We start from the raw sequence: 13143 nt of genomic DNA, 5'->3' as shown, positions 1-13143 counted from the left end.
CTACAGTGACATGGTAAATATCCCTACAATTGCTATAATTAAATTTAAAAATAATCAGAGGTGGAAAATAGTGATAATAGTATTACCTATTATGCTTATATTTTTATTAATTATCTTGTATAAGCTTTCTAAAATGATTAGTAAAACTGTAGCAGTTTTAATTGATTTTTTATTTATAGGAGGCTTTACTGCCTATTCATTACATAAAATTATATCGGTAAAAATAGCAAGTGGAAACGCTGTTTACTTTTGGGATATTGTGTTTTTCATTGCTGCTTGCATCTTATATTATATCGCTTTAAATTATCTGGTTATTAACTTTCCTAGATTAGCTGCAGTTATTAATTACATCGTTTCTTGGATTGGAACATTTTTAATATATGGAGTAATCTGTGTCATCTTCATAGGAGGTTTACCGCAATTATTAAATAATCCTTCTTTTAGTATGCTTACCAATGTTATTATTGTATCTTTACTTGCAATCATAACATTCAATATTAGAAAGAGTGTGTTTGCTAATGGGGAAACCAATGAAGGACTTTGTTAGTTTATAACAGTGATATAACTAAAATATATAGTAATGATTTACGTAAAATAACGCACGGTTTTCTTATTCAAGAAATGAAATATTAATTAAAAAACATTTATACATAAACACTTCATTTTGAAAGGTCTTTTTCTAAATGGAGTGTTTTTTAATTAACTTATTTTCCATTCATTCCTGCATTAACATCAGATACTGTAGCTTAGGTTTTAACTTTCATCCACAATTTTTGCTCAAACTTTATTATAAAATCCCACTAATTCACATCAACCACCCCAGGTACATTGGATGGCACCGGATCCGGACAATGCCGGTAGCGTACTTTTCTGTGGTCCACCGATGCACCAGGTACACCGACAATTATTTGACTCCGGTCTGCAGTTAATTGTTTTTTATTTAATGATCACATCGATCACGTCCACGTGGATTAGTTGGGTCATACTTGGCCAATATCAGATGAATGCTATAATGGTCCATCAATAACACCAGGTACTGCAGCTAAAATTAATTTAAGTGCCACATCCATCACGCCACGTGCTCAGCTATTAGTGAAACAACAAATTAAACTTTCTTATAAAAACCCCATACTTTGTTAAAAATATCAACTCTATTTTGATCATTTTTTTTCGAAATGAAGTTTTTCCAATCAGCTGATAAATAAAGGTGAAAGGGATTTTTTAATCAATCTTTATTCTAAAGCTACAATTAACAGGCATAGTCATTTATTAAAATTCCAATTAAATATCAATAACAAAAAAGCTGTATACTGTATGTTGTTCGAAATCGCTTCATATCAACGATTCAAACAATATACTTCGCTATTTAAAAATAGCTAGTATACAACTTTATTATATAGAAACAAGTTCTTATTACAGTTTTCTTAATTGTGGCGTATACCCATTCAATAAAATATCATCGATTCCTTTACCGTTTTTCAATGACCACGCTGCTACATAAACCTCATATCCTTGTGACTTCAATTCTTTTACCATGTCATGAAAATACTGGTTCACATGTTCATTCTCTATAGCATCCATATCGAAAGCAAGATTAACACGTTTTACACCCATATTTTTTAACATTGGTAATAAGCTTCTCCAAGAATTGATACCAGGGGCTGCAATCATCGTATCACCGACTTCATCAATCGTGTCAGCAAATGCCTCTACAATATGATCTATTGCAATATCCGCTTTTAAAGCTCCTTCAGTAATCCATACTGATTTAGCTTTTCGTAAAGTTGTATAACTGTCTGTATCAGGATTTTTTAAATCCGCTTCAAGTGTTTTGTTCCATTCTTCAAGCTGTTTACTAGGAATAGCAACGTGAATAGGAACAGGATCACCTGCTACAGTACCATATTTTTTATTCGGTGAGCTTAACCAGTAATAACGCTGTCCTTTAGCTAATTTAACCGTTCCTAATATTTCTCCGTTTTCATCAGCAATTGTTTTTCTTTTTCCTAACTCTAAAACACCTTCCCAATATTTTTGTCCATTAACTTGAATTTGAACATGATTAGGTTGCTGTTTAACATATGCTTTTAAATTAGGATAATTAATTTGATCAGTTTCTACAAAATTCTTTACCTCATCTACTCTAATTTGAAAACCCGTAATAAAATTGTATTCGTTACGATAAGGTATTAATATTCCGGATTGGCCGTTAATTGTCCATCCATAATTATTCATATAGAAACCAGGTATCCCTACTGTCAAATTTTGATCAGAAAGGCGTTCTTCAAATTTACCTAATACATTTTTAGCAGTTACCCATGGCTGTTGCGGAAAACTACGATACTGTCTTTTCGCAATAGTATTATCAGATAACTGTCTTTCTCCATTCAAGTGGTGTATATGTGGTGTTGTAAGTAATGTAGTACTATCATTAACTAATTTAGAGAAAAATCCATGTAATAAATGAACTGGGAACTTTTTCCTAGATTTAGTTGTAGCTACTTTATCACTTACATTTACTTTTACGCCATCTTTCAAATGATGTAACCATGATTGGCAACTATTTTTCCCAAACTGAATATCGCTTCTTTCACGGATACATGCAATTTTATTTCCGTCTTTATGAATCATACATCCACCTGTTTTCCCGCATATTGGACATACAGTACGTTGCAGTTCAAACCAACCCTCAATTTTTGTTTTTCGATATACCATGATAATTCCTCCTCATTTTTTTATATAACTCTCTTATAATTCTCCAGTATTTGCGGAAATAGATTGAAAACTTTTAAATGGCCCGAATCTTGCTCACTCTCTCCAATAACACAAACAATCGGGTTATTGTGGGCGTCCAGTCCTTCCATTACACCTCTTAATTTTCCAGCATGTACACGAATATCTATAATTTCACCTGTCCATATACACTTTATTAAATCGTTTTTTGAATATCCTCTCTCTTGCATTTTCACTTGTGAAAATTTGGTTAATACAATTTGATTATTAATTAATGCTTTTCTAACACTAAAAGTCGTTAACTTCATTCCATCACCCCATTTTTTGAAAATAAAAAAAGCCTTTGGGATGAGAAAATGGACACATTTGTAGTGTATTTTCATCAAGTCCCAAAGACTTTGTAGTAGTAAAATCTCGCTAAAGCAACATGGTCGCCTGCAAAAAAAATAAATAATAATATACATATCTATCATATCACTTTAAATTAGTACTCTTCAACAAGAATCCATAAAGTATTTTTTTAGTCTATTTTTCACTTTACCAAGAAAACCTGTAACTGCTGCAGTGGATTGTTCATAAGCATAAGCCTCATCACCAAAAAGGTATTCCCTTATTTGATTGAATCCAGGATGTAATTGCTCATATATATCATCCATATATATCAATGGCTTAGTCTGGTAGTAATTCCTTTTAACTTCTTCGTGTAGGGATGGTAATTCTGCAATTAGAGGATATCCTAGTTCTTTTTCTAGTCTTTGGATTTGAGAAAATTTATATGTTTTATTAAAAACGAGTCTTATAGGTATATTTGTTAATTGATTAAGTTGAGAAATATATTCCTTCCAAGCTATTATTTCATGAAATGAATCATCCACTACTATCCATAATTCACTTAAATATAGGAGTGAATCAACAGTATGCTTGTTCATTTCACCTGTTGGCATATCGACAAGAATAATATCTAATAAGCTTGGCATTTTTAAATATGTTTCCAGAGTATCACTTGTCCATTTCTTATCAATATCCCCATCATTTAAGGGTAAAAACAAGACATTTCCATACTTCCAATCTGCAAGTGTTGGCTCTATATCTTCATGAATTACGCTTGCATAACTTACCCAGTCGTTAGGAATGCTTGTATAGCGATTTAACCAATATTTTAAAATATGGTTACTTGTTAAGCCTTCTAGGACCCCGGTGTATATTCGATGTTTAGCAAGGTACAACGCAAAATTAATAACAAAGGTTGTTACTCCTGTCTGATGTATAGGAGACCATACCCCAATTGTTTTATTAGATTGCCATTCTTGTCTTGCAAACAATTGTTTTTGAATGGTTCTTGTTCTTTGATAGTTAACGTCATTCTCTACTGTTTGAATCTCAGGAATCTCTTTAATTTTATTCTCTTCTTCGGAAATTAAGTTAATATCGTTTTGTTTAACATGTACCGCAGCTTCATTTTCAGGTGTATCTTTTAAATCATCCTTATTCATATCCTCTTCCATAGACTCAACTACTTCATTATTATTATCCAAGATATGAACACTGACAATCTTCGAAGGAAGCGGGAAAGCCTCTTCTTGCACTGTTCCATTTTCTACTGTGAACGGTAAAGAAACATTCTCTCCCAAATTACTTAATTCATCTTTCAAAAAATCTAATTTTGGCAATCCTTCATGTTCTGTATTATTAATGACCTCACCTTCATCGACCTCAAACAGCTCATAGTACCAATGACTCCCCTCATTATATAAGCTGTAAAGTTCCTCAATGCTAGGGCAACTTTCAATGACAGACTGTATCTGTAATTCCGAGGCATTTATTATTAATACATAGGAAACGTGGATGGGATCAATTTTTTTACTCCATTCCATAGCCATTGTGACATAAGACAAACCGTAATCTGTCCCTGTAATAGAATCCGTTAGACAATTCCTTAAATCTTGCATAGCAGTAGGATCAACTGACTTTCCATTATCATCTGTAAAAAGTAGTATCTTTTTATACATAAGTTAGTACTCCTTTGAATTATATGCCTAAAAAAACTCACATGAATAAGACCTAATCAAACGGTCTATACATGTGAGCAGTGTTTGCTTCAGTTATTAACAATTAGATTTATTTTAACATATTTGATTTCTTTTGTATTTTATTTATTAGTAATTTAAGGTATAATGCTAGCATAACTATTTTGTTTTCTTTTTTGCACGCTTTTTTTGTGCGGTAACTACTACTATTTACAGCCTTTGAGGTTGAATTGATAAAACGGGTTTATTATGCCTGTTTTGACTACAATTCTTCTTCAAAGGCTTTTTTTATTTGAAAACAAATAGTTAAATCTTTGAGGAATCAGGTGATTAAGTATGACAGGAACAGATGTTTTAAACAAACTAGCAGAGCCTATGCAAGACAACGAAATTGATTGGAAAGTTCAAACTGTAACAAAGGACAATTACGGTAAACTAAAAGCATTAATTGTGCCCTATGTTTCAGCGCGTGCTATACAGTCCAGGCTAGATAAGGTATGTGGGCTTAATTGGAAGAATAGTTATCGGGAACTTAATATCTTCGATAAACCTGCTATAGAATGTACTATTTCCATTTATCATAATGATATGTGGGTTTCACGTTCTGATGCAGCAGAGGCTACTCAATACGAATCAGTTAAGGGTGGATACTCAGATGCTTTAAAAAGAGCAGCTGTACATTTTGGTATTGGAAGATTTCTTTATTCTTTACCCCAATATTGGGTTGAAATCTATACGACTAGACCTAATGGTGAGTGTGAATACGTTTCTGGGGAATACAAGATTAATCGTGAGAAAGAATATGTTAAAGGTTATTATCTTCGACCTACACTAAATTTACAGCAAAGCAATAATCAACATTCACAATCTGATAGTAATCCAACTAATAACCCCCAAAGAGCAAACTTACCAATCAAAAAAGATAAAAGAACACCCGACCAATTTTCATATCAAGAAATACAACAAGAGATCCTTGAGTGTATGAATGTGCTAAACATTCACCCTCAACACGCGTCAAATTTATTCCAATACATTAACTGTCCTCCAATGGCATTGAATAGTGCATCTCAGGAACAGCTACAGAGTTTGTATGAAGCACTTTATCCAGTAAAAATGTATGTCATGGTCTGTATTGAGCAGTTTAAACTACCTATTCAGCACCAACTAGGATTTGCGAGTCATTATCTAAAAGAACAAATCGGCGATTATTTCCAATTGATTGGCCGTCTTGATGAGAATGGTATTCGTAATATATTTGAAAATATTCGTCGTAGTTTACAACAACAAATGGCATAAGAGGACAATTACTAAGAGGACTTATTTTAAGTCCTCTTTTTATTAACAAAATTACTTAACAATCGGAGGAAATTATTATGAAATTCCAAATTACAAAGAGCATTTTAGATTCTGTTTGTGCAAAATTCGGCAGATTACTTACTGGAACAGTCACTATACCCATTCTTGAAGGTGTACTTGTTGAAGCAACTGAAAATTATATTCACTTTATTGTTTCAAATGGAGATGAATCAATGCTTGAACGTGTACCATTATCTGAGGATGTAAATATTGAGATTCCTGGTCGAGCAGTTTTTCCGCGTACATTGTTTTCAATTACTAGAAAACTAAAATCAGGAACAATTGATTTTGCACAAAATGGAAGTGGAAATTCAATTACAGTTAAACAAAAGAAAACTAAACTAGATTTCCAAATAATGAATGCCGAAGAATTCCCTAATATTATGACGAGTCAGCAGCCAATTAATCAATTTCAGCTACCCTACTCTGTCTTTAAATCATTCATTGAGGATACTGTATTCGCTGTTGCTACAAATGAGTCTCGTCCTATAATACAAGGTTTAAAATTAGAATTTACACCTTCTTCAGATGGATCATGTTTGTTTAGTGCTATAGCTACTGATTCACATCGCCTAGCACAATGTCAAACAAAAAATTATGAAGCTAATGAAAATACGGTTGTAGTGATTCCCGCTGGAAGTAGCCTAGTACATGCTTTAAAAAGCTTTAATGGGAATACGGAAATCGGGATAGTCTGTTACAACAATCAAATTGCATTAGTAAGTGGAAATCAGAAAACTATTATGTACTGTCGTTTGTTAGAAGGTACTTACCCAGCAACTTCAAGGTTGATTCCTGAAACTACAGGTTTCTTTACAGTACCAACAACAGAATTGAAAGATGTTGTAGAACTTATTAAAACTATGAAGGATTCAACTAAAAAAGATACGGTCTGTAAGTTTGAATATAATTCAGGCAATTTATCTATTAGTTCTATTGATCCTGGAGGTATTAGTAAGGTTCAACAAGAATTGACCCTTTTAGATTGCCAGTGTGAAGAAGTATTCAACCTAAGTTGTAATGCGGGGTTTCTATTAGATTCTTTAAAAACTATTAGTACAGAGAAAGTAATGATAAAGGTTGCAGGACCATTACGCCCATTCTTAATAGCTAATGTTTATGAAGCAGATACTTGTTTAGATGAGCGTATACAATTAGTATTGCCTGTCCGTACTTATTAAATAAAGAGCAGTTATAGCTTTATTAAATATGCGGGGAGGATTACTGAAGTGTTTGATTTCAACCAATTCAACAAAATACTAGAGAAAAATAGCAAAAAGAATGATGTCTTAAAATGCGGCGAAAGTTACCTTTACCATATTTTGTATCACCAATTACCTGTAGAACAGATTGATTTTAGTTCATTCACTTTACAGGATATTGACAGAGTAATAGACAATTTCTGTTGGGATTTCGACTATATCGAGGATACTGATGAGTTTAATATTTTACCTACCTCACCTCTATATGCTATGGCGAGTACTTACAACGTGGTGCATATTTTAAATTCGACAGAGGTAAGGAAAGTTAAACCTAAACACAAATTTTTGTAGGAGGGAAAAATCATGATTATACATGCAGATGAGTATTACACATATGAAAAGACACTTCATTTATTACAAATTATGAAGATGTATTATGACACTAAGGGAGACAAATCTATATTCGAAAAAATGGATATCCATACAAGTGATTACAATGGTAGCTGGGGAGCAGTTTATGCATTTGATGTCTGTCTTGATATTATCAACGAATTATTTGACACTGCTGAAATATTTACTCCACACTCCATCGATGAAAGAGATAAGGAATATCCTGCTTACTTAGAAAAATGTCTATCATTATGTAGAAAACATGATTTTACACATTTGAGAAGCTTCCCATCAAATTCTGACTATACAGAATCAGAGTATATTAAATTCACTAAGGAACTTATGTATTCATCTCATCTAATTTTTATTGAAGGTAATACAAGTCAAAACCCTTATTTTATCAATCTACACAAGAGTTCTTATGACGAATTCATTCTTGCTGAAGGATTTAATCAGGATAGTTTCTGCATAATTGTCGTTGAAGATTTCTATTACAGCAATATGGATAAATTAGTTGATTTTTTACTAGAGAGTAAAAGAATTATAGATTCGGAGGATATAAAAAAATGAAATGGATTTTAGAAATCTCTGATAATCCTATAGATCCTAACTACCCCGTTATAGGTACACAAGTTTATGATAACGGAACAAAGAAAATACCTGTTATGCTTTCAATGGAAATGGTAGTTCACGCTTTAACATCAGGCCCAGTTGAATCTGCTTCAACAGATAATACAAACTATTCAAACGAGAGACGTACCCCAATTTTACCCCCTAACACAATTTCTTTCAGTACTTCTGAACAGGGCGAGTATGAACGCTTAACAATGACGGTAGACAAATCAACTTGGTTTATTCGCTATCACTCAGAGGAAACCTTATATGAAATTCCATTTCCCAAAATGATTTTCCAAATAGCACTCCGTCCAGTTTCAGACTCAATGAAACGTCGTGTAATCGAGACAAATATCTATGCTATCTTGGACTCCCCTTCGGCTATTGACGAAGATACAGAGCTTTTTTACTTTCCGTACCCAAATGTATCGAAAGAGAGTGGAAAAGTCTGTTGGGGATCAAATACGTTTACTCTTGATTCAGTAGCAGCATGCGAACGTTTTTTTACTCAATTCGTTGCTGCACCATTTAATGAGGATTACGGCATGATGGTAGATTATAAATTTGAAACTGGCCAAAAGGCTGAGAATAAGAGGAACGGACAATTTAAAGAGTTCATACAACATATAACCGATAATAAAATACTTCAATTCGAAGATGATTGGTTATTACCAACAAATAAGATACTAGCGGACATTTTAGGAAAGAAACTAATTTAAATTTACTTAAACATAATGACTTTTGGAGGATAAGAATATGACTAATCTATTTGATGATTTATTTTCTATGTTTGAAGATTCAACAACAGAAAAAAAAGAGACTACACCTAGCAAGGAGACAAAATATGAAATAATGGACATTCCAGATACAGAGGACAGTTTATTGTTTCGTATGAAAATGCTTTCCAGTTTAAATAACAATGCCCCTACTGTTGATGCACCTTCTACATTTGAAGAGTTGTCAGCAAATGTAGACGCACAAGTTCAAAAAGCTGAGGCGGATGAAAAAAAGAAAAAAGAAAATCAAGCTACAAAAAAAAGTCCTGCAAAAACTAAGGAAGAAGAGTTTGACATAAATAATGATACTATTATTCGATACTTCCGAGAAATTATACCAATTACAAATTATTTCACTTTGGATGAGATTACTAATGGTATAAAGATAAAAAAGAAGGATCAAACATTTGAATTTAAAAAAATTGATGGTGAAATGGTTCGTAAACGAATGGAGAAAGATTTCCCAGAGTTAGTCAAGGATTACACTGAAATGAAATATATCGGGAAGGATAAGAATTTTGTCATACCTGTAACAATTGCCAAGAAAAAAGGTTGCACAGGAGAAGTAAAAAAAGAAGTGGAGTCGTCTAAAGACGAACCCGCTTCTTTTAAATTTCCTTCAAAAATACCGTTAAAACTATTGCTGGAATTCATTAATCTTGCAAGAGTTTATGCAGAACATAAATTAGAGATCCGCGGTGAATTTTATTATAACTTTGATACCAATTCTTTTCTTCTTCATATACCAAAACAAACGGCTTCTTATCATTCAGTTACCTCTGATGATGAGACAGGATATTTTGAAATTATGCAATTAGAGAAAAATGGTCATTATGTTCAATTAGCTTGTGAAATTCACTCACACCACGTTTTAGAAGCAATCCCATCAAAAATTGATAACGAAAGTGAAAGAAAACCAGGGATGTTTTATATCATTGTTGGTAATTTTCAAACTAACTTTATGCCAGATATTCACATCAGAACTTTTGTTTCAATAGACAATAAAGAATGGCATGAAAAGTGTAAATTACCTGATTTATTTTATAATGATAAGTCTTCACTTTCTTTTTGTGGTTTACCTACAGATTATCAGGTTGAGAGTATTACAATTACAGATTTTTAGGAGGATAATAAATGTATAACTTATTATTAAATAAAACCGATTACATTAACAAAGAATATAAAAGTATTTATCCATATATAGTGCAAATTGGAACAGGCGGTACAGGGGGCTATATTGTTCAACATCTTTCTCAGATGTTAGGGACGCTAAATTGCCCACATAGTTATGTTTTGGTTGATCCTGACGTCATAGAAAATAAAAATCTAAAGAATCAATTATTTTTAGAAGAGGAGATTGGTGAAAAAAAGGCAGAAGTTTTGGCAGATCGTTATGCAGCCGCATATAACTTAAATATTTCAACCTATACTGAAAAGTATGTGGAGACTGTAAGTGAAATTACTAGTTTATTTTCAAATGAATACTTAGATATCAGCAATGGTCAATCATCTTATTACAACGTACGACTTGTCCCTATATTGATTGGATGCGTAGATAACGTATTCACAAGGCAACAGCTCCATAAAGCCTTTCTAAAGCTTCCTAACTGTATTTATATAGATAGTGGTAATGAAAGTGTTACTGTGCCTCAAGATTGGCAAAACAGGCCCGTAAATGAATGGTCTAGCGAGGAGTTAATAGCTTACCGTGAAAGCGGCTGGACTGGGCAGATTGTTTGTGGGATTAAAATGGGTAAGGATATCATTCAGCCATCTGTGTGTGAAGTTTATCCTGATATACTTGCTGTTACTGATACAATTAAGCCTAGTGAAGTTAGTTGTAGTGATCTAACAGCTAGTGACCCTCAAAGACTAATCGTTAATAAAATGGCTGCACATGCAGTTATGATGTATATGAGTGAAATTTTAGAAGATAAATGTATTGAAAATCATAAAACGGTCTTTCATGCAAAAAAAGGTTATATGAGAACAGCAACATTCTTTTGTTAAAAAAGGGACTGTGACATAACTAAATTGTTCCTTCATAAAGCCGAGTAATCTCTAAATTAACAAAACACGATAAATAGAAAAACCGAACTATTCCGAAACACTTCATAAGTGTTTTATTAGATAGTTCGGTATTTTTGTGGCTGAAACACTTTGTCTCATCCTCTTTTTTCATATTACATAAAAAAGTAAAAGTCTTGCTATATTTCCATTCTCTTAAAATCCCACCCGATGTTCTATCTTTTAATATAAATCGTCTGTATTTAGTCTATATGGTTGTATAACCCAATATCTATTGTCATTTGCTGGTTTTGCATACGCATATACATTTACATATTTCGGTAATGAATATCCCTGGTTATCATAAATTTTATAAATTTTATCCAAAATTTTTGTTTTTCTCTGTGATACCATTGCTGTGTAACCACTAGCTTCATTATCCTCTGGGTCCACAGAGATTATTTTTTGATCTCTATCTATTGTATTTAAATAAGCACGTCCATTTGGATCTTGCGTAGAAAATACAATTTCTGAATAATACCTATCTGTAAATTTATTTGCTAAATCCTCAGCATAGAATTCTACGTATTTACCGTTTATTTCTATATTTACGCTTGCATCACTAGCTTGTTCTAAGCTTTCGTTTACTTCATCATTACTTGAATTATTTACAGTTGTAGACGCCTCGGCAGCGAATGTATTACTACTAAATCCTGAAAATAATAAACCCGTAACCAATGTTCCTGCAGCTACTTTTTTAAACATAAATTCATCTCCCTAATAGTTGTATTTGATGGTACTTACAATAATATAACAGAATTACCTATATTTGTAAATATAATAAAATATTCATTATGGCATTTGCTCCATTAGGCCCTTCTACTATTTTTTAGTTACTTTTTATATTTTTAAAAATGGAAATAGAAATTGTTGCAAGAACAATGGGGAGGGTGCCCTGACGAATAAAAAACATGGAGGATTTAGTCCAAAGGCTCGCCATTGTTAAAATTCATCTTTCCCACGGTAGGGTTTTAGTCTGGCACGAAATTCCTACGACCTTTACAAATAAATAACTGCTTATTTTTTGCAAAATAAGCAGCTATTTTTGTACTCGAAGGTATGATTAGCTGGGAAATATCTTTATCAAAAGAAGATAGATCATTTTAATGATGACTAGTTTTCTCGTCTTCTAATGAATCTTTAGATTTGTTAAAAAACAAAAGATATAAACCAAACGCTATAGTGATGACTCCTGTGATAAGTATTAAATTTTCTACATCGTCATAGATCATAGGGATAAGCATACATGCAACAATAGCAACTGAAGAAACCGTATTTATTACAGAAGAAACTTTACCTAAATGTTTATAATCATAAAAATGATAGATCATTTTTCCATAAACCGTACCTGACATACCAATTAAAAAAAATGCTAAAGAAAAGAGAACTGTTTTTATTGCTATGTTATCCATATAGACAATTAATGTGATAGCGGTACCAGAGATCAGATAATCTATCATGAAAAAGTTTTTAAAAGGCATCTTAATGCGGTTTGAGAGAAATACTCCAATTAACTCAGAACCCCTTTGGATAGCTAAAAGAATACCTAAATACTCAACTCCAATATTTATTACTACTAGATAAGCACCAACAATTCGCATAACCATGGTTGTAAGGCCACTTAAAATACCTTCCATTACAACAATTCTGGAAGGAGTTTTTTCTTTCCAAAAATATTTAAATGAGTATAAAATGCTATCTTTATAATTATGCTTTTGTTGAGTGTCATTAATTGATGTATTATCAATGTTTATTTGAGTAATTTTTAAAAATAATGCTATACATAAAAGAAAAGTAAATATATCAAGTACAAGTATACTTATTACGGACATATATATAAGAATAATTGCTGATATGAAGTTTGATATTATATTAACTGTATTATTAGTAATATTCATTATATAAACAGATTTTTCAATATCTTTTTTTTCATTTTGTAATATTTCCGGAATAAAACTCGATTGAGTTGGATATATC

At 32.2% G+C, this 13143-nt stretch carries 14 protein-coding genes; 9 read left to right on the top strand and 5 right to left on the bottom strand.

The window, feature by feature from the left end; all coding sequences use genetic code 11:
* Positions 1–547, top strand: a 547-nt coding sequence (locus tag PVA17_RS22710; RefSeq protein WP_274069065.1) for a hypothetical protein, incomplete at its 5' end; no start/stop codon positions are given.
* A gap of 428 nt (positions 548–975) precedes the next feature.
* Entirely contained in the window at positions 976–1140 is a 165-nt protein-coding gene (locus PVA17_RS22705) for a hypothetical protein (protein WP_274069064.1), read from the top strand.
* Positions 1141–1413: 273 nt separating this feature from the next.
* Here the strand turns inward: PVA17_RS22705 and PVA17_RS22700 are convergent, their stop codons facing one another.
* The 3 genes from PVA17_RS22700 to PVA17_RS22690 all read right to left on the bottom strand — a co-directional run bounded on the left by PVA17_RS22700 (position 1414) and on the right by PVA17_RS22690 (position 4742).
* A complete protein-coding gene (locus PVA17_RS22700; protein WP_274069063.1) occupies positions 1414–2715 on the bottom strand; it encodes a DUF3854 domain-containing protein in 1302 nt (433 codons plus the stop codon).
* A gap of 20 nt (positions 2716–2735) precedes the next feature.
* Positions 2736–3041, bottom strand: coding sequence for a DUF4258 domain-containing protein (locus PVA17_RS22695; protein WP_274069062.1), 306 nt, complete (start codon positions 3039–3041; stop codon positions 2736–2738).
* A gap of 186 nt (positions 3042–3227) precedes the next feature.
* Entirely contained in the window at positions 3228–4742 is a 1515-nt protein-coding gene (locus PVA17_RS22690) for a hypothetical protein (protein ID WP_274069061.1), read from the bottom strand.
* 354 nt (positions 4743–5096) lie between these two features.
* Between PVA17_RS22690 and PVA17_RS22685 the strand changes: the two genes are divergently transcribed.
* The 7 genes from PVA17_RS22685 (at position 5097) to PVA17_RS22655 (ending at position 11109) form a co-directional block, all read left to right on the top strand.
* Positions 5097–6056, top strand: a complete 960-nt coding sequence (locus PVA17_RS22685; protein ID WP_274069060.1) for a Rad52/Rad22 family DNA repair protein — start codon at positions 5097–5099, stop codon at positions 6054–6056.
* 77 nt (positions 6057–6133) lie between these two features.
* Positions 6134–7297: a DNA polymerase III subunit beta gene (gene dnaN, locus PVA17_RS22680; RefSeq protein WP_274069059.1), complete on the top strand. Its 1164-nt coding sequence runs from the start codon at positions 6134–6136 to the stop codon at positions 7295–7297.
* Between the two features lie 48 nt (positions 7298–7345).
* Complete coding sequence (locus PVA17_RS22675) at positions 7346–7669, top strand: hypothetical protein (protein ID WP_274069058.1); 324 nt, start codon at positions 7346–7348, stop codon at positions 7667–7669.
* Positions 7670–7681: 12 nt separating this feature from the next.
* A complete protein-coding gene (locus PVA17_RS22670) occupies positions 7682–8278 on the top strand; it encodes a hypothetical protein (protein WP_274069057.1) in 597 nt (198 codons plus the stop codon).
* On the top strand, positions 8275–9042 hold the full coding sequence (locus PVA17_RS22665) for a hypothetical protein (protein WP_274069056.1): 768 nt from the start codon (positions 8275–8277) through the stop codon (positions 9040–9042). The genes PVA17_RS22670 and PVA17_RS22665 overlap by 4 nt, the downstream gene beginning before the upstream one ends.
* Before the next feature lie 37 nt (positions 9043–9079).
* Positions 9080–10222: a Mov34/MPN/PAD-1 family protein gene (locus tag PVA17_RS22660; RefSeq protein WP_274069055.1), complete on the top strand. Its 1143-nt coding sequence runs from the start codon at positions 9080–9082 to the stop codon at positions 10220–10222.
* An 11-nt stretch (positions 10223–10233) separates the two neighbouring features.
* On the top strand, positions 10234–11109 hold the full coding sequence (locus PVA17_RS22655) for a ThiF family adenylyltransferase (protein ID WP_274069054.1): 876 nt from the start codon (positions 10234–10236) through the stop codon (positions 11107–11109).
* A 240-nt stretch (positions 11110–11349) separates the two neighbouring features.
* Here PVA17_RS22655 and PVA17_RS22650 read toward each other — a convergent pair whose 3' ends face one another.
* Together PVA17_RS22650 and PVA17_RS22645 are read right to left on the bottom strand one after the other, a co-directional pair.
* Positions 11350–11871, bottom strand: coding sequence for a hypothetical protein (locus PVA17_RS22650; protein WP_274069053.1), 522 nt, complete (start codon positions 11869–11871; stop codon positions 11350–11352).
* Between the two features lie 398 nt (positions 11872–12269).
* Positions 12270–13143: MFS transporter (locus PVA17_RS22645; protein ID WP_274069052.1), on the bottom strand; the 874-nt coding region annotated here is incomplete at its 5' end.

It is taken from the genome of Lysinibacillus sp. CNPSo 3705 (assembly GCF_028674935.1).
Classification (GTDB): domain Bacteria; phylum Bacillota; class Bacilli; order Bacillales_A; family Planococcaceae; genus Lysinibacillus.
Note: the sequence above shows the minus strand (reverse complement) of the source record. Positions and strands in the feature narration are given on the sequence as shown.